The following is a 17,419-nucleotide window of genomic DNA, read 5'->3' on the forward strand; positions in this document are numbered from 1 at the left end:
AAAATCCATATCGCGCGTGCCTCGCGTGCGGGTAACAGGAACGAGCCCGGCGGTGCGAAGTTGACATTTTTTGTCATGTCCCCAGCGTCCGTTCCGAAAGCGGCGCGATCATGACACGCGGAAAACGACGCCAGAATAAGAGTATTCCTAATCATGTTCGCCGATCGGCAAGCGACTCCGACAGGAAATCAATAAACGTCCGCACCTTCGTCGTCATGTATTTGCGGCTCGTGTACACCGCGTAGACGGATGGTGCGAACGCCGTGTAGTTCGGCAACACGCGCACGAGCGCGCCCGATGCCAGTTCGGGCTCGACGATCCAAGCCGGAAAATAGGCGAGCCCGAGCCCGGCGCGCACGAGCTGTAGCGCCATCGACGTATCGTTGGTTTTGAGCACGGCGTGATTCTTCACGATGAACGCGCCGTCCGGACCTGTCAGCGTCACCGAATCGATGTTCGTGTAGGTCGGCAGGACCAAGCGATGCCGCGCGACATCGTCCGGATGACGCAGCCGGCCGTGCCGTTCCAGATACGCGGTCGAGCCCGCAAGCACGAAGGGCATCGTGCATAAAGGCCGCACGATCAGCGAAGGCGATGGCTCGGACGTCGCGCGTATCGCCATGTCGTAGCCTTCCTCGACAAGATCGACGAAACGGTTTTCCAGCCGCAGATCGACGAGCACGCCGGGATAGCGCGCCTGATACGCGACGAGCAGATCCGCGAACTTGCGGTTGGCGAACCAGCCTGGCGCGGTCACTTTCAGCACGCCCTGCGGTTGCGCCGTCTGCACGCCGACAGCGGCTTGCGCGGCCTGCAGGATATCGAGTGCCTCGCTGCACTGTTCGTAGTACACGCTGCCGGCTTCCGTGAGGCTCAGATGGCGCGTCGTGCGGTTCAGCAGGCGCACGCCCAACTGGCGTTCGAGATTGGCGACGTGCTTGCTCGTCATCGCGGTCGAGATGTCGAGCCGCTCGGCGGCCTTGACGAAGCTGCCAGCCTCGACGACTTCCCGAAACACGCGCAAGCTGGTCAGAGCGTCCATCGCGATCATTTCCTGTCTGGAAACAAAACGCTAATGTTAGCTGGATTTATCGACAGGCGATGTCTGCTTAGACTAGCCGCAGTCCACTTTCAGAGGAGGGTTTGCAATGTCCACCGAACTCCGTTCCGCGTCCGCCGGCGCGCCCGCGCTCGCCGGCTACGCCCACGCGCTGCTGCGCATCGTCGCGTCGTATATCGTGCTCACGCATGCGAGCGCGAAGCTCTTCCATGTGCCGCACATCGCGATGTTCGACGGCCTGCCGCTCGTCTCGCTGCTCGGCGCGGCGGGCATCATCGAACTAGTCGGAGGCGTGCTCGTGCTGATCGGTTTGTTCACGCGCGCGGCGGCGTTCGTGCTGTCGGGCGAACTGGCGTTCGCGTATTTCATCGGTCACGCGCCGAAAGGCAATTTCCTCCTGCCGCTGCTGAATTCGGGCGAGCCGGCTGTGCTGCTCTCGTTCATTTATCTGTTCATCGCGGCGGCGGGGCCGGGCGCGTGGAGCATCGACGCCCGACGTTGACGCTCGGTTGACGCTCATTTCGGCCACTCGTCCAGCTCGTCGTTGAACAGCGATGCGACGATGCCGCGCAGCCACATCGTGCGCGCGTCGTTGTGAAACTTGCGATGCCAGTGCTGCTTCAGATCGAAGCGCGGCAGCGGAAGCGGCGGCTCGGCGAGCGTGATCGACGCATGCTCGGCGACGTACGCGAAGCCGATCGCATGCGGCACCGTCGCGATGAGATCGGTGCGAGACAGGATGAACGGCAAGCTCATGAAATGCGGCGTTTCGAGCACGGCGCGGCGCCGCACGCGCTCCTTGTCGAGATGGTTCTCCAGAATCTCCTGGCTGCGGCCTTCCGCGCGCACGACCGCGTGGCCGCATGCGAGAAAGCGTTCGAGCGTGAGCGGCTCGTTCGCGAACGGATGATCGCGCCGCATCAGACAGATGAAGCGGTGCGAGAACAGCCGCTGCTGAAAGAAGTTGTTGCCGCGCAGGTCGGGAAAGTAGCCGACTGCGAGGTCGATCTCGCCCGCTTCGAGCCCGCGTTCCACGTCGCCGTGCGATGCCGACACCGAGCGCAGATTCGCGCCTGGCGCGTGTTTGGCGAACGCCTGCAAGAGCCGCGGCAGAAACACGATCTCGCCGACATCGGATAGCGCGATCGAAAACGTATCCGAGCTCGACGACGGATCGAAGTGCTGGCGGTCGAGCAGGCCGCGCTCGATGCGCGCGAGCGCCTCGCGTGCCGCGGGCACGAGCGCGATGGTGCGCGGCGTCGGCTCCATGCCGCGCGAGGTGCGCACGAAAAGCGGATCGTTGAAGTATTCGCGCAGGCGCGCGAGTGCCGTCGAGACGCGCGGCTGGCTCACGCCGAGACGCTCGGCGGCGCGGCTCACGTTGCGCGTCTCGTCGATCGCGACGAGGTACGGAATCAGGTTGAGATCGAGATCGGTCATAACGAACCTTCGGGTTCCTCGCGCGTCAGTGCCATGTCATCCTCGCCGCGCCACCATCTCCGACACGCGCTGCGCCGCGTCCAGGAGCGGTTCCAGAAACGCTTTCACCATTTGCTTCGCGTTCTTTCGCTGCGCGTTGCCGCTGATATTGAGCGCGGCGATCACGCGGCCTTGCCGGTCGCGGATCGGCGCGGACATCGAAATCAGGCCTTCCTCCAGTTCCTGATCGACGATCGCCCAGCCTTGTCTGCGCACGACGGCGATCGCTTCCTCGAGCGCTGCTTTATCGACGATGGTGCGCGGCGTGCGCGCGACGAGCGAACTCGCATCGAGCGCTTCATCGAGGCGCGTTTCGTCGAGGGCGGCGAGCAGCACGCGGCCCATCGAGGTGCAGAACGCAGGCAGGCGGCTGCCGATCGACAGATTCTGCGTGATGATCTTATGCGTCGGCACGCGCAGGACGTAAACGATTTCCGCGCCGTTCAGCACCGCCGCCGAGCAGCTCTCGTGCACCTGTTCGACAAGATCCTCCATCACCGGCTCGGCGAGATTCCAGAAGGGCATCGACGTCAGATAGGCGAAGCCGAGATCGAGAATTTTCGGCGTCAGTTGGAAGAGGCGCCCGTCCGCTTCGACGTAGCCGAGCGCCTGCAACGTCAGAAGAATGCGGCGCGCGCCGGCGCGCGTGAGGCCCGTGGCCGTGGCGACATCGGTGAGCGTCTGCGCGGGGCGGTTCGCATCGAACGAGCGGATGACCGCGAGGCCGCGCGCGAACGACTGGACGTACGCATCGCCGGGACGCGACGGCGCGTCTTGCGGCTCGATATCGCTGGCGATAGATGAATTTTTCATAGGCTTGAATCAACACACCGGTGAAAACCCGTACTTCGACGTTGCTTCGTTGACACGACAACGAATGCGGGACTACCATGCCGATGTTCGCTAAACGAATCCATGTTCGCATGACGAACATTTCAGCGCAAGTGCGCTGACGAGCAGGTAAACCCCAGTTCGAGACAGACAGGAACGGCAATGATCAACAAGATTTTCGATTCGCTCGCCTCGGCCGTCGCCGACGTCAATGACGGAGCGACCATCATGATCGGCGGTTTCGGCACGGCGGGCATGCCGTCCGAGCTGATCGACGCGCTCATCGAGCAGGGCGCGCGCGAACTCACGATCGTCAACAACAACGCCGGCAATGGCGACACGGGCCTCGCCGCCTTGCTGAAGGCGAAGCGCGTGCGCAAGATCATCTGCTCGTTTCCGCGTCAGAGCGATTCGCATGTCTTCGACGCGCTCTATCGCGCGGGCGAAATCGAACTGGAACTCGTGCCGCAGGGCAATCTGGCGGAGCGCATCCGCGCGGCGGGCGCGGGCATCGGCGGCTTCTTCACGCCGACCGGCTACGGCACCAAGCTCGCGGAAGGCAAGGAAACGCGCGTGATCGACGGCAAGCATTACGTGCTGGAAGCGCCGCTGCACGCGGATTTCGCGCTCGTGAAGGCATACAAGGGCGACCGCTGGGGCAATCTGGTCTATCGTAAAACTGCGCGCAACTTCGGCCCGATCATGGCGAGCGCCGCGAAGACGGCGATCGTGCAGGTGTCGAAGGTCGTGCCGCTCGGCGAGCTGGACCCCGAAAACATCGTGACGCCCGGCATTTTCGTGCAGCGCGTCGTGGAAGTGCCGCAAGCGGTGCATGCAGCGGAACTCGCAGCTTAAGGACGAAAAGCCATGAAGAAACTCACTCGTGACGAAATGGCCAAGCGCGTGGCCGCGGACATTCCCGAAGGCGCGTACGTGAACCTGGGCATCGGCGTGCCGACGCTCGTCGCCAATCATCTCGCGGCCGACCGCGAAATCTTCCTGCACAGCGAAAACGGTCTGCTCGGCATGGGCCCGGCGCCCGCGAAGGGCAGCGAGGACGACGAGCTCATCAATGCCGGCAAGCAGCACGTGACGCTGCTGACGGGCGGCGCGTATTTTCATCACGCGGATTCGTTCGCGATGATGCGCGGCGGCCACCTCGACTTCTGCGTGCTCGGCGCGTTCCAGGTGTCGGCGACGGGCGATCTCGCCAACTGGCACACCGGCGCGCCCGACGCGATTCCGGCCGTCGGCGGCGCGATGGACCTCGCGATCGGCGCGAAGCAGGTCTACGTGATGATGGAACTGCTGACGAAGCAGGGCGAAAGCAAGCTCGTCGACGTGTGCACGTATCCCGTGACCGGCGTCGAATGCGTGAACCGCGTCTATACCGATCTCGCCGTATTCGACGTGACGCCAGAAGGCCTGGTCGTGCGCGAGATCGTGGAAGGTCTGTCGTTCGACGAATTGCAGAAGCTGGCCAAGGTGCCGCTTCAATACGTGCCGTTGACCGAAGCAGCCTGAGAGAACTCTGGAGACATTGAAGATGAAAGAAGCTTTCGTATGTGATGCGATCCGCACGCCGATCGGCCGTTACGGCGGTTCGCTCTCGTCCGTCCGTGCCGACGATCTCGGCGCGGTGCCGCTCGCCGCGCTAGTCGAGCGCAACAAGGAAGTGGACTGGGAAGCCATCGATGAAGTGATCTACGGCTGCGCGAACCAGGCGGGCGAAGACAATCGCAACGTCGCGCGCATGTCGGCGCTGCTGGCGGGCTTGCCGGTCGGCACGCCGGGCTCGACGGTCAACCGCCTGTGCGGTTCGGGCATGGACGCGATCGGCATCGCGGCGCGCGCGATCAAGTCGGGCGAGACGAGCCTGATGATCGCGGGCGGCGTCGAAAGCATGAGCCGCGCGCCGTTCGTGATGGGCAAGGCGACGAGCGCGTTCTCGCGTTCCGCCGAGATCCACGATACGACCATCGGCTGGCGTTTCATCAATCCGCTGATGAAGAAGCAATACGGCGTCGATTCGATGCCCGAAACCGCCGAAAACGTCGCCGACGATTACAAGATCAGCCGCGCCGATCAGGACGCGTTCGCGGTGCGTTCGCAGCAAAAGGCGGCGCGCGCCCAGAAGGACGGCACGCTGGCGCAGGAAATCGTCGCGGTGACGATTCCGCAGAAAAAGGGCGATGCGCTCATCGTCGATCGCGACGAGCATCCGCGCGAAACGAGTCTCGAAGCGCTGGCGAAGCTCAAGGGCGTCGTGCGTCCGGACGGCAGCGTGACGGCCGGCAACGCGTCGGGCGTGAACGACGGCGCGGTCGCCATGCTGATCGCCGACGAGGAAACGGCCAAGCGCAACGGCCTCACGCCGCGCGCGCGCATTCTCGGCCTCGCCACCGCCGGCGTGCCGCCGCGCGTGATGGGCATCGGCCCGGGTCCGGCATCGCAGAAGCTGTTGAAGCGTCTCGGCATGACCATCGATCAGATGGATGTGATCGAGCTGAACGAAGCATTTGCGTCGCAAGGGCTCGCGACGCTGCGCATGCTCGGCGTCGCCGACGACGATCCCCGCGTCAATCCGAATGGCGGCGCGATCGCGCTCGGCCATCCGCTCGGCGCATCCGGTGCGCGACTGGTCACGACGGCGAGCTATCAGCTCCAACGTACCGGCGGCCGCTTCGCGCTGTGCACGATGTGCATCGGCGTGGGCCAGGGCATCGCGATGATCATCGAGCGCGTTTGAGCGTATGTTTTCATCGACCGGTCGTCTTACCGACCTGATCTGCGGCAACGCGGCCGCCAACGCTGTGTGGTCGCCGCGCGCGACGGTGCAGGCGATGCTCGATGTCGAAGCCGCGCTCGCGCGTGCATCGGCGTTGCATGGCGTCATTCCGGCGAGCGCCGTGGACGCGATCGTCGCCGCTTGCAACGCGGGCAACATCGACGCCGACGCGCTGATGACCGGCGCGGCGGCGGGCGGCAATCTCGCGATTCCGCTCGTCAAGCAGCTCACCGCCGTGGTGAAGGCGAGCGATGCCGAAGCCGCGAAATACGTGCATTGGGGCGCGACGAGTCAGGACATCATCGACACCGGCGTCGTGCTGCAGTTGCGCGCGGCGCTCGATTTGCTCGATGCCGATTTGCGCGCGCTATCCGATGCGCTCGTCGCTCAGGCGCAGGCGCACAAACAGACGCCGATGATCGGCCGCACGTGGCTTCAACAGGCGCTGCCGATCACGCTCGGACTGAAGTTCGCGCAGTGGCTCGATGCGGTGACGCGTCATCGTGCGCGTCTCGAAGAGCTGAAAGCTCGCGCCTTGGTACTTCAGTTCGGCGGCGCCGCTGGCACGCTCGCCAGCTTGCGCGACAAGGGTTCATTAGTAGCGCAAGCGCTCGCGGACGATCTGAAGCTCACGCTGCCCGCTTTGCCGTGGCACACGCAGCGCGATCGCATCGCCGAAAGCGCGTCGTTTCTCGGCATGCTCACGGGCACGCTGGGCAAGATCGCGCGCGATGTCTCGCTGATGATGCAAACCGAACTCGGCGAAGTCGCGGAACCGGCGGCGGCAGGCAAGGGCGGTTCATCGACGATGCCGCACAAGCGCAATCCCGTCGGCTGCGCGGCCGTGCTGACCGCGGCGACGCGCGCGCCGAATCTCGTCGCGACGATCTTCGCCGGCATGGTTCAGGAGCACGAGCGCGCGCTCGGCGGCTGGCAGGCGGAGTGGGAAGCGTTGCCCGATCTCGCGCGTCTGACGGCGGGCGCGCTGTCGAACATTCTCGCGATCGTGCCGGACATGGAAGTGAACGCCGACCGCCTCGCGCGCAATCTGAACGTGACCAACGGCCTCGTGCTCGGCGAAGCGGTGATGCTCGCGCTCGGCGACGCCATCGGCCGGCTGGAGGCGCACAAGCTCGTGGAAGGCGCATCGAAGGCGTCGGTCGCGAACGGCACGTCGCTCTTCGACGCGCTCGCCGCCAACGAAACCGTCACGCGTCATCTGTCGCACGATCAGTTGAAACAGTTGCTCGATCCGGCGAACTACGTCGGCCAGGCGCAGGCGTTCGTCGACGCCGCCATCGCCCATTCAAAAAAACAGGAGCGGTAAAACCATGCCTCTTGCCGAAGTCAACGGAACGCGGATTCACTATCGCATCGAGGCCACCGCGGGCGACAACGCGCCGTGGCTCGTGCTGTCGAATTCGCTCGGCGCCGATGTCTCGATGTGGACGCCGAACATCGAGGCGTTCGCGCAGCACTATCGCGTCGTGCGCTACGACACGCGCGGCCACGGTCATTCGGACGTGCCGCCGGGGCCGTACACGATCGATCAGCTGATCGGCGACGTGATCGGCCTGATGGATCATCTGAAGATCGAGCGGGCGAACTACTGCGGCCTGTCGATGGGCGGGCTGACCGGCATCGGGCTCGCCGCGCGTCATCCGGAGCGCTTCTCGCGCGTCGTGCTCTCGAACACCGCCGCGCTGATCGGCTCGGACGCCGTGTGGACGCCGCGCGCCGCGAAAGCGCGCGAGCCGGGCGGCATGCCCGCGCTGACCGATGCCGTGATCGCGCGCTGGTTCACCGCGCCGTTCATCGAGCGCGAGCAGCTCGAGCTCGCCAATATCCGCGACGTGTTCCGCCATACGTCGGGCGACGGCTACGCGTCGAACTGCGAGGCGATCCGCGACGCGGACCTGCGCGGCGAGGCGAAAACCATCAGGCTGCCGGTGCTGGTGATCGCGGGCACGCACGATCTGTCGACGACGGCCGAGCAGGGCCGCGAGCTGGCGGGCTACATCGAAGGCTCGCGCTATCTCGAACTGGACGCGGCGCATCTGTCGAACATCGAAAAGCGCGACGACTACACGCGCGCCGCCCTCGACTTTCTCGGAGAACAACAATGACCGACGACGAACGCTACGAAGCCGGCATGAAAGTGCGCCGCGCGGTGCTGTCCGATGCGCACGTGGACCGCTCGCTCACGAACCGCACGGAATTGACGACGGAGTTTCAGAACTTCATCACGCGCTATGCGTGGGGCGAGATCTGGACGCGCGACGGCCTGCCGCGCCACACGCGCAGCCTGCTCACCATCGCGATGATGGTCGCGTTGAACCGCGCCGAGGAGCTCGCGCTGCATTTGCGCGCCGCGAAGAACAATGGCGTGACGCAGGACGAGATCAAGGAAGTGCTGCTGCAGACCGCCGTGTATTGCGGCGTGCCGGCGGCGAATTCGGCCTTTCACCTCGCGCAGAAAATCTTCGACGAAGAAAGCAAGGCGTAGTCGCTGCTTCTGTCGGTCGACGAAAAGCCGTCTGCACAGGTTGTGCAGACGGCTTTTCTGCATCTTCAGAACGCGTAGTAGGGACCAGCGCCCGCGGGCGTCGGCCGCCCGGAGAGCGCCGTAAACACGCGGCGTCCGTAGAAGAAGGGCAGACCCCAGTCGAAGTAGCCGCTGGCCGGTCCGGCGAGATTGTCGAAGGCGAAGTTGCCTGTGCCGAACAGCGCCGTCGATTGTGCGACCGTGAAGCTCACCGCGCTTTGCGCGCCGCTCGATGAGAGGATCGTCGCGGCGATTGTTTGCGGCGTCGACGGGCAGTACCACGCGCCGCAGCGGGCGAGTGTCGTCGATGGAAAGAAGACGCCGTTCGATCCGCTGTCGATGAAGCTCGATCCATATTGGCTGCCGCCGAACGCCGTCGTCACGTAACCGGTCGTCGAGCTCGACTTGAGCACGATCGCGGAGCCGAGCAGATTGTTCGACTGCGAGCCGATGCCAAATGTCATCGTTCCCGTCACCGACGATGCGCCGCCGTCCGGCACGTTCGGCAACTCGATCAGCACGCCGTTGTTGTCGGCGGCGAAGTTCGCGACCGGATTCGTCACCTGCCGGGCGACCGCAAGCGTGCTCGCGACGCAGTTGCCCGAGATGCAACTGTAATACCAGCGCGGCATCGCGGACGCCGCGCAGCCCGCGCCGCAGTCGGCCGTGAACGGCCCGACGCCAAGAATGCCGTTGCCGCGCAGCGACGACGCGCTGAGCATCGGCAGGCCGGACTCGGTACAGTCCTGCGCGGTGTTCGGCGCGGCGCTATCGGCGATCAGTTGCACGGACGTCGAACTCGCGACGTGGCCGGCCATATGGACATCGGCCGCGCGCACCGTACCCCACGTATAGCCCGAGCCGAACACCGCACATTCCGCGACGACAGCGTTCGTGCCGCTGCCCGCGACGAGCGGCAGCGCGATCGACGGATCGAGCGCCGACGCCAGCACCCGCAGCCCGTGCGAACCGGTATCGACCTGAATATCGTCGATCGTCTGACAGGTGCCGGTGCCGGGCACGCAGATCGTCACGCTGGTTCGCAGCATGTTGCGCGTGTTGGTGGACGTGCGGGTGACCTCGATCGTCTGGACGTTGGGCGTCGTCGACTGCGGCACGGTGGTGTCGGCGTCCGGCGCCGATGCCGATGGCGATGGCGCGCTCGCGGGCGCGGCGGCGCTCGCCGAAGCGGGCGCGCTTGCCGCCACGGGCGCGCTCGCTTGCGCTGCCGGCGCGGCGGAGCCGCCATTCGAGCCGCCTCCGCCTCCGCCGCAGGCTTGAAGCAATGCGCAGAGCGCGATCGTCGAGAGTAGGGCGCGTGTCGTCATCGTTATTCTCCTACTCGATGTCCGTCGTGCTGACGCCCGCCGGCAGCGCGCTCGCGAGCCACGCGCGGCCGCTGAATTCGCGCAGCCGCACGCGGTTCTCGACGACGAGATCGCCGTGCGCGACGCGCGCCTTATGCAATCCGGCATCGCCTGCGGATGCGTTCGCGGCTTGCCGGAACGTTTCGAAATACGCGCCGAGCAGCGACTTGACATCCGCCATCGCGGGCCCGCGCCAGGAGATCGCGTAGACGTCGCCGTGCGAATCCATGTATTCACGCACGACGATGCCGTGCGCGTCGGTCGTTTCGTGATATCGCACGAGTCCGCCCTGATGAAGCTGAAGCACCACATCGCCCTGCGACGCGCTCCCGGTGCGCCCGGTCGCGCCGAGTTGCGCATGGACGGACGATGCCGTGCCAATCGTGAGGATGGTCAGGCCGATGGCAGCGTAGTAAGGAATTCTGATTTTCTTCACTGACTTCTCTCCGTTAATTAGGACTCTTCTTATTTTTGAGATTGAATTTTAGTGGGAGAGAGAAGCGCGGCGATACGGAGGATCACTTACCCGCGGGTTACGTCCCAGCGCGGGAAAAACACAAAGTTCCTTATGAATCAGCAGGTTGCGACGAATGAAAGAGCGAATTGCCAATTTTCATAAATGTCATAAATTGTCAATTCGTCGCAAAGAGCCTTAAATAGGAAGGACGGGTGCGGCATTTTGCTGTGCGCGGTCTGATTTCTGCGGCTAATGGCAACATGGTGATCGCCCGCCGACGAGAGGCCGCTCGGCCCTCTTTTTTTCACGGCGCAGCGCTGGACCGGTAAAATAACGGGTTGATCCACGGAAGAACGCCCGTGGCGTAGCGGAAGGATTTTTCCAAATGACAGATTTTCGTGTAACCAAGCGGATGGCTGCGCTGTTCGCCGTGGCTGGAATCGTGGCGGGATGCGGGTCGTCCAATCCCAATGCGTTCAATTACAAGAGCGATCAGCGTTCGAAGCAGGTGTCTCTCGCCGTGCCGCCGAATCTGCTCGACGAAGCCGCCGACCAGCGTTCGCTGCCGCCGCAGGGCGGTCAGGCCACGCTGTCCGATCTGCAGCAGATCCAGAAAGTCGCACCGAACGCGCCCACGGTGGTTCCTCCGGTGTCGGGCATGCACGTTCAGCGCGACGGCACCGAGCGCTGGCTCGTCATCGACAACAAGACGCCCGATCAGGCATGGCCGCAGGTCCGCCGCTTCTGGCAAGAGCAGGGCTTTCTGCTCGTCGTCGATCAGCGCGACAAGGGCGTGATGGAAACGGACTGGAACGAAACCCATCCGCAGATTTCGGATGGCCTGATTCGCGATACGCTCGCGAAGGCGACCGGCAACTCGTACGTGACCGCCGAGCGCAACAAGTACCGCACGCGCCTCGAAGCGGCGCCCAATGGCGGCACCTACGTGTTCATCAGCCAGAAGGGTATGCGCGAGGCGCTGACGGGCGTGAACAACGATTCGAGCCAATGGCAGGCACGTCCGAACGATCCGGCGCTCGAGAACGAATACCTGAAGCGGCTGATGTCCTCGCTCGCTCTTGCGGATCAACGCGTCGCTTCGAGTGGCGCAACGCCGCTCGACACGCCGGCTCCGGCTGGCAGCGCCGGCGCGCAGGGCGGGAAGGGCGGCGACGCGAAGGCGGCATCGGTCGCGGCGCAGAACGTCGCGCTGGCGGGGAATTCGCCGATCAGAAACGAGGTCGTGCCCGAGGCCACGACGTCGCAACTGACCTTGCCGGAAGCTTACGACCGGGCGTGGCTGCGTGTAGGTATCGCGCTCGATCGCGCCAATTTCACGGTGGACGACCGCGATCGCAACAAGGGCGTCTATTACGTGCGCTATGTGGACCCGACCGACAAGTCATCGGCGGAACAGGGTTTCTGGAGCCAGGTTTTCCACGGCCGCAAGGAAATGAAGGCGAAGCAGTACCAGATCAACGTGCGCGCTGTCACGGAGCAGCAGACGCGCGTCGCGATCGTCGACGACAAGGGCGACGTGGACGCGTCGCCGCAAGCGCGGCAGATCATGGCCTTGCTCGCCGACCAGATCAGCTGATCGTTCTTCCGCGCACGATTTCAAACGAACCGCCTCCTTCGCGAGGCGGTTTTTTTGCGTCTTTTTTCTCGCGCAAACGATGGCCGTGAGGATCTTCGACACGCTCGGAAATGCGAGAGTCGTCCGTGAATTGCGCAGACAATTCTTTCCATTCGGAAATGTGCGCAAAAGCTTATAGAAATCGTCCAAAGGACAGTACATTGCATCAATGGCGCGACAGGCCGCCCGAACGTTCTCCCAGAGCGCGCTGATCCGGCGCGTCACAGCAGACAAACAGACGATTGGTTCGCCGTGCGCGAACCCCGATGGCCCCGTCGCCTATCCTCGTAGGGCGACGGTTTTTGCCCGCGTTTCAACTGGAACGCGGGCTTTTTCTTTGGCATCGGGATCCGCGCGTTTCAGCGTGCTCCGGCGCGCGCCGTTATGCTCCTGTTTTCACCACTGCATTGAAAACAGGAGAACGTTATGTCGGAAGTTGCCGTCGTCGCCATTCTGGTCGCGAAGCCGGGCAGGGAGGAGGAATTGAGGCAGGTGCTGGAGGCCAATGTCGAGCCGACGCGCAAGGAACCGGGCGCGCTGCAGTACGATTTGCACCGCGACATCAAGGAGCCGCGGCGCTTCATCTTCGTCGAGCGCTGGGAGAGCGAGTCCGCGCTCGCGAAGCACGGCGAATCGGCGCATATTCAGGCGTTCCGCGCCAAGTCGCCGGACCTGTGCGAGCACGCGGAAGTGCGCGTCGCGAGCAAGATCCTCTGATCAGTGCGTTTCGTGCGGAACGTCGAGAATCAGGACGATGGTCCAGTCGGCGTCACCGTCGTGATGATACTGACGCTCCGCGACGATGAACGGCTGCTGCTTGCCGGCCGGCCCGAGAAAGAGCACGTCGCCTTCCACGGGCAGGCACTCGACGGGCGGCAGCGCCAGAAGCGCGTCCTTGTTCGCGTTGCGCGGCATCAGTTTTTCGATTTTGCGCGATGCCGCTTCGGTCCATTCGATATCGAGCTGGATATTGCTCATGCTGTCGTTCGCACGGTGAGTGCGCTCCACGGTTGAATCGTTGAAAAGACGATGCGCAATGTAGCACACGCCGTGCTCCGGGCATGAGGCGCCTCGAACGAAAAAAGCGGCCCGGCGGCCGCTTTTCTTCGTGCGCGAAAGCGTGCGAAACGCTCAGATTTCCTCGTACAGCGGCAGCGTCAGAAACTCCGTGAAATGCGCCGACGTCGACATTTCTTCGAAGATTTTCGCGGCGCGATCATACGGCTTCGTATCGGCGCCGGAAGCGCGGACACTTTGCTTCACCTTTTCCAGCTCGTCGACGGTGATCTCGCGCACCATCGCGGCCGTGACCTTGCGGCCGTCGTCGAGCTTGCCCTTCGGCGAGCGAATCCACTGCCACACTTGCGAGCGCGAGATCTCGGCGGTCGCGGCGTCTTCCATCAGATTGTGGATCGGCACGCAGCCATTGCCCGCGAGCCACGAACCGAGATAGTGAATGCCGACGTTCACGTTGTTGCGCAGGCCCGCGTCGGTGATCGGCTCTTCCGGGCGGAAGTCGAGCAGATCGTGCGCGGTCACCTGCACGTCGGTGCGCTGCTTGTCGATCTGATTCGGCCGGTCGCCCAGCACCTTCACGAACTCTTCCATCGCGACCGGCACGAGGCCCGGATGCGCGACCCAGCCGCCGTCGTAGCCGTCGCTGGCGTCGCGCGCCTTGTCGGAGCGCACGCCGCCCATCGCGCGGTCGTTCGCGGCGGGATCGTTCTTGATCGGAATCAGCGCGGACATGCCGCCGATCGCCGGCGCATGGCGCTTGTGACAGGTCTTCAGCAGTTCGAGCGCGTAGGCGCGCATAAAGGGCGCGGTCATCGTGATCTTCGCGCGATCGGCCAGGCAGAAGTCCGTGTCGTTCTTGAACTTCTTGATCGCCGAAAAGATGTAGTCCCAGCGGCCCGCGTTGAGGCCGGAACTGTGCTCGCGCAGTTCGTACAGAATCTCGTCCATTTCGAACGCCGCGAGAATCGTTTCGACGAGCACCGTCGCGCGAATCGTGCCGCGCGCAATGCCGACGCCGTCCTGCGCGGCGACGAAGATGTCGTTCCACAGGCGCGCTTCGAGATGGCTTTCCATCTTCGGCAGATAGAAGTACGGGCCGCTGCCGCGCGCGATCAGCTCCTTCGCGTTGTGAAAGAGAAAGAGCGCGAAATCGAAGATGCCGCCCGACACGCGCTGACCGTCGACGCTCACGTGCTTTTCATCCAGATGCCAGCCGCGCGGGCGCACGATCAGCGTCGCGATCTTGTCGTTGAGCGTGTACGACTTGCCGTTCTGTTCCAGCGAAATCGTGCGGCGCACCGCTTCCTTGAGATTGATCTGGCCGACGATCTGGTTGTCCCAGTTCGGCGCGTTCGAATCCTCGAAGTCGGTCATGTACGAGTCCGCGCCGGAGTTGAGCGCGTTGATGATCATCTTGCGCTCGACCGGCCCGGTGATTTCGACGCGACGGCATTGCAGATCCTTCGGAAGCGGCGCGACGGTCCAGGCGCCTTCGCGGATCGATTTCGTCGCTTCGAGGAAGCCCGGGCGCTCGCCGGCATCGAGACGCTTGGTGCGCTCGACGCGCGCGGCCAGCAATTGCTGGCGGCGCGGTTCGAACTGACGATGCAGCGCGGCGACGAACGCGAGCGCCTCGGGCGTCAGGATGGTCTCGTAGCCGGGCTTGATGTCGGCCGAGATTGCCATGCCTTTCGGAAGCGAAAGTGAGTTCGATGGATGCGTCATGGTTTTCTCCTTGGTCGGTCAGACGGTTTTGCGGTTTTTGCCTTGGGTGTTGCCGAAGCGGCGTTCTGTCCTGCGCAGCCGCCTTCGATGAATGCGATGAGATCGTCCATGCCGCGCCCGCTGGCGTCCGGTGCGACGCCGAGTTCCTCCACCGGCAGCGCCGCGCGGTTGATCCAGAACGTCGTGTAGCCGAACCACGCCGCGCCGGCAACGTCCCAGCCGTTCGACGACACGAACACGATGTCGCGCGCCTGGAGCTGCGATGCGCCGAACGCGCGCGTGCCGAGCGCATACGCGGCGGCGGCGGGCTTGTAGGCGCGCACGGCATCGACGGACAGGACGTGATCGAAAAGCCCGCTCATGCCGGCGCTTTTCACGGCGATATCGAGCATCGGTGGATTGCCGTTCGACAGGATCGCAAGCGGAATATCGAAGCGCTCACGCAATTGCCGGAGCGCGGGCACGGTGTCGGGGAACGCGGACAGGCAGGCGTATTCGTCCATCAGACGCTTTTCGGCGGCGAGCGTCAGGGCGTCGGCGAGATGGAGTCGCGCCGCGGCGTGGCGCAGCGCGTCGATCGTGATGGTCCAGAACGGCGCGTAATGCGCGCCCGCCGGATCGGCGAGCGTGCGCAACTGCGTGTATTCGATCTGCTTCTGACGCCAGAGCGTCGAGAGCGCGTCGCCGTGGCCGGGAAAGAGCTGCTCGGCTGCGGCGACGACCGAATGGACGTCGAAGAGCGTGCCGTAAGCGTCGAAGATGACTGCGCGGGGCCGGGCGATATAACCGGATGAAGATGATGGGGTTGTCGTTATGGCCGACATTGCCTTGCGCTCCGTGTAGAGGTCGGGATCGATTGTATTCGTGATCGAAGTAATGGAAAAAGCATTGCCGGATCACTTGATCTTTTACTTTTCTGAACCTAATCTCAACGCGAGTGGCTAAATTGACGACGAACACGCATGGATCGATTCAAGCAGATTGAGACGTTTGCCTCCGTGGCGGCGAAGGGCAGCCTGTCGGCGGCGGCGCAGGCGGAGGGCATCGCGCCGGCGGTCATCGGACGGCGGCTGGATGCACTCGAGGAGCGCCTCGGCGTGAAACTGCTCGTGCGCACGACGCGCAAGATCACGCTCACGTTCGAGGGTTCGGCGTTTCTCGAAGACTGCCAGCGCATCATCAACGACATGCAGAATGCGGAGGCGAGCGTGTCGGCGGGCGGTGTGAAGGCGAGCGGACATTTGCGCGTGTCGGCGCCGGCGGGCTTCGGGCGGCGCCACGTCGCGCCGCTCTTGCCGACATTCACGACGCAGCATCCGGATGTGTCGGTGAGCCTCGATCTGACCGACCGCATGGTCGATCTCGTCAACGAAGGCTTCGATTGCGCGGTGCGGCTGGGCGAGCTTCCGGATTCGTCGCTCGTGTCGCTGAAGCTGGGGGAGAACCGGCGCGTGTGCGTCGCGTCGCCGGACTATCTCGCGAGGCGCGGCGAGCCGGCCGATCTCGCTGCGCTCGCAAATCACAACTGTCTCGCGCTTGGCGCGTCGGCGAATCAGCAGCGCGGCTGGGTGTTTCAGCAGGACGGCAAGGTCGTGACGATCAAGGTCTCCGGCACGATGGAATGTTCGGACGGCGCGGTGCTGCACGAATGGTGTCTCGAAGGCCGTGGCCTTGCGTGGCGCTCGTGGTGGGAGGTCGGCGGGGATATCGGCGCGGGGCGTCTCGTGAGCGTGCTCGATGCGTTCGCCGCGCCGCCGATCGGCATTCATGCGGTGTTTCCGCAGAGGAGGCATTTGCCGTTGCGCGTGCGGCTGTTTCTCGATTTGCTCAAGCATACGTATAACGCGGCGGGGTATTGGGGGTAAGCCTATTGGGGTAAGCCGTTCGGAATCCTATCTACGCGCGTGCCATTCATTTGCAGATGCGGGCATCGAAACTTCTTCCGCTTCGATCCACGTTACTACAATGGAACCACGCACTCACGGAACGAAGAGGACGCCATGTTCAAACATATCCTTGTGCCGACCGACGGCTCCGAGCTATCGCAAAAAGCTATCGACGGCGCGATCGATCTCGCGCAATCCGTCGGCGCGCGCATCACGGCTTATGCGTGCCTGCCGCAGTACCCGTATTCGCCATTCGCCGATGTCGCCGTCGAGCCGCCCGACGACTTCCACGCGCGTGCCGAAAACGAAGCCCGCGAACACCTGCGCGCGGTCGAGCGCGCCGCCGAAAGCGCGGGCGTGCCCTGCGCGAGCGTGACGAGCATCGATGCCGCGCCGTATATCGGCATCATCGAAGCGGCGGAGCAAAACGGCTGCGACGTCATCCTGATGGCCTCGCACGGACGGCGCGGCCTCGGCAGCCTGCTCATCGGCAGCGAGACGCAGCGCGTGCTCACGCACACCAAGATTCCCGTCATCGTGTATCGGTGATGCCCGAACTTGCTCAAGCGGAAGCGCTCCCGCGATGCGCTTTCGTTTGAGCGGCGGCCGTGGCGCATTGCTGCATGCG

The 17,419-nt window shown here is 64.1% G+C and carries 20 protein-coding genes; 11 read left to right on the plus strand and 9 right to left on the minus strand.

All coding sequences use genetic code 11. The annotated features are described in order from the left end of the window. Positions 1-151: 151 nt before the first annotated feature. Positions 152-1,042, minus strand: coding sequence for a LysR family transcriptional regulator (locus AWB75_RS13475; RefSeq protein WP_061124724.1), 891 nt, complete (start codon positions 1,040-1,042; stop codon positions 152-154). A 106-nt stretch (positions 1,043-1,148) separates the two neighbouring features. Between AWB75_RS13475 and AWB75_RS13480 the strand changes: the two genes are divergently transcribed. Next, a complete protein-coding gene (locus tag AWB75_RS13480; protein WP_061124577.1) occupies positions 1,149-1,562 on the plus strand; it encodes a DoxX family protein in 414 nt (137 codons plus the stop codon). A 14-nt stretch (positions 1,563-1,576) separates the two neighbouring features. Here AWB75_RS13480 and AWB75_RS13485 read toward each other — a convergent pair whose 3' ends face one another. Continuing rightward, a complete protein-coding gene (locus AWB75_RS13485) occupies positions 1,577-2,500 on the minus strand; it encodes a LysR family transcriptional regulator (RefSeq protein ID WP_061124578.1) in 924 nt (307 codons plus the stop codon). A 36-nt stretch (positions 2,501-2,536) separates the two neighbouring features. Then, the gene (locus AWB75_RS13490) at positions 2,537-3,352 is read right to left on the minus strand and encodes an IclR family transcriptional regulator (RefSeq protein ID WP_061124579.1); all 816 of its coding nucleotides are present in this window, start codon (positions 3,350-3,352) and stop codon (positions 2,537-2,539) included. Between the two features lie 180 nt (positions 3,353-3,532). On the opposite strand from AWB75_RS13490, the gene AWB75_RS13495 reads away from it, so the two are divergent. From AWB75_RS13495 to pcaC, 6 genes are read left to right on the plus strand one after another with little or no spacing between them, the layout of a single operon-like run. Further along, complete coding sequence (locus AWB75_RS13495) at positions 3,533-4,225, plus strand: 3-oxoacid CoA-transferase subunit A (RefSeq protein ID WP_061124580.1); 693 nt, start codon at positions 3,533-3,535, stop codon at positions 4,223-4,225. 12 nt (positions 4,226-4,237) lie between these two features. Beyond that, positions 4,238-4,894 (plus strand): 3-oxoacid CoA-transferase subunit B, encoded by a 657-nt coding sequence (locus tag AWB75_RS13500; RefSeq protein ID WP_061124581.1) that lies wholly within the window; start codon positions 4,238-4,240, stop codon positions 4,892-4,894. A 22-nt stretch (positions 4,895-4,916) separates the two neighbouring features. Then, on the plus strand, positions 4,917-6,119 hold the full coding sequence (gene pcaF, locus AWB75_RS13505; RefSeq protein ID WP_061124582.1) for a 3-oxoadipyl-CoA thiolase: 1,203 nt from the start codon (positions 4,917-4,919) through the stop codon (positions 6,117-6,119). Positions 6,120-6,123: 4 nt separating this feature from the next. Beyond that, complete coding sequence (locus AWB75_RS13510; RefSeq protein WP_061124583.1) at positions 6,124-7,485, plus strand: 3-carboxy-cis,cis-muconate cycloisomerase; 1,362 nt, start codon at positions 6,124-6,126, stop codon at positions 7,483-7,485. 4 nt (positions 7,486-7,489) lie between these two features. Continuing rightward, positions 7,490-8,284, plus strand: coding sequence for a 3-oxoadipate enol-lactonase (gene pcaD, locus AWB75_RS13515; protein ID WP_061124584.1), 795 nt, complete (start codon positions 7,490-7,492; stop codon positions 8,282-8,284). Then, positions 8,281-8,664: a 4-carboxymuconolactone decarboxylase gene (gene pcaC / locus AWB75_RS13520; RefSeq protein ID WP_061124585.1), complete on the plus strand. Its 384-nt coding sequence runs from the start codon at positions 8,281-8,283 to the stop codon at positions 8,662-8,664. Before pcaD ends, pcaC begins: the two co-directional genes overlap by 4 nt. Before the next feature lie 65 nt (positions 8,665-8,729). Here the strand turns inward: pcaC and AWB75_RS13525 are convergent, their stop codons facing one another. From AWB75_RS13525 to AWB75_RS37020, 3 genes are all read right to left on the minus strand, one after another. Beyond that, positions 8,730-10,031, minus strand: a complete 1,302-nt coding sequence (locus tag AWB75_RS13525) for a DUF3443 domain-containing protein (protein ID WP_061124586.1) — start codon at positions 10,029-10,031, stop codon at positions 8,730-8,732. A gap of 10 nt (positions 10,032-10,041) precedes the next feature. Continuing rightward, positions 10,042-10,506 carry a DUF2844 domain-containing protein gene (locus tag AWB75_RS13530; protein WP_061124587.1) on the minus strand — a complete coding sequence of 155 codons (465 nt, stop codon included), beginning with the start codon at positions 10,504-10,506 and terminating at the stop codon, positions 10,042-10,044. A gap of 137 nt (positions 10,507-10,643) precedes the next feature. Further along, on the minus strand, positions 10,644-10,874 hold the full coding sequence (locus AWB75_RS37020) for a hypothetical protein (RefSeq protein ID WP_143746433.1): 231 nt from the start codon (positions 10,872-10,874) through the stop codon (positions 10,644-10,646). A gap of 38 nt (positions 10,875-10,912) precedes the next feature. On the opposite strand from AWB75_RS37020, the gene bamC reads away from it, so the two are divergent. Further along, positions 10,913-12,124: an outer membrane protein assembly factor BamC gene (gene bamC, locus AWB75_RS13535; protein WP_061124588.1), complete on the plus strand. Its 1,212-nt coding sequence runs from the start codon at positions 10,913-10,915 to the stop codon at positions 12,122-12,124. A gap of 465 nt (positions 12,125-12,589) precedes the next feature. Further along, complete coding sequence (locus AWB75_RS13540; RefSeq protein ID WP_061124589.1) at positions 12,590-12,880, plus strand: putative quinol monooxygenase; 291 nt, start codon at positions 12,590-12,592, stop codon at positions 12,878-12,880. On the opposite strand, the gene AWB75_RS13545 is transcribed toward AWB75_RS13540, so the two are convergent. From AWB75_RS13545 to AWB75_RS13555, 3 genes are all read right to left on the minus strand, one after another. After that, positions 12,881-13,141 (minus strand): hypothetical protein, encoded by a 261-nt coding sequence (locus tag AWB75_RS13545; protein WP_014191089.1) that lies wholly within the window; start codon positions 13,139-13,141, stop codon positions 12,881-12,883. Positions 13,142-13,294: 153 nt separating this feature from the next. Beyond that, a complete protein-coding gene (gene aceB / locus AWB75_RS13550; protein WP_061124590.1) occupies positions 13,295-14,905 on the minus strand; it encodes a malate synthase A in 1,611 nt (536 codons plus the stop codon). After that, a complete protein-coding gene (locus tag AWB75_RS13555; protein WP_061124591.1) occupies positions 14,902-15,729 on the minus strand; it encodes a haloacid dehalogenase type II in 828 nt (275 codons plus the stop codon). The genes aceB and AWB75_RS13555 overlap by 4 nt, the downstream gene beginning before the upstream one ends. Positions 15,730-15,867: 138 nt before the next feature. Here AWB75_RS13555 and AWB75_RS13560 point away from each other — a divergent pair, with 138 nt between their 5' ends. Both AWB75_RS13560 and AWB75_RS13565 read left to right on the plus strand, forming a co-directional pair. After that, entirely contained in the window at positions 15,868-16,770 is a 903-nt protein-coding gene (locus AWB75_RS13560; protein ID WP_061124592.1) for a LysR family transcriptional regulator, read from the plus strand. A gap of 135 nt (positions 16,771-16,905) precedes the next feature. Then, on the plus strand, positions 16,906-17,340 hold the full coding sequence (locus AWB75_RS13565; RefSeq protein ID WP_061124593.1) for a universal stress protein: 435 nt from the start codon (positions 16,906-16,908) through the stop codon (positions 17,338-17,340). Positions 17,341-17,419 lie beyond the last annotated feature (79 nt).

The organism is Caballeronia catudaia, from assembly GCF_001544755.2.
Lineage (GTDB): Bacteria > Pseudomonadota > Gammaproteobacteria > Burkholderiales > Burkholderiaceae > Caballeronia > Caballeronia catudaia.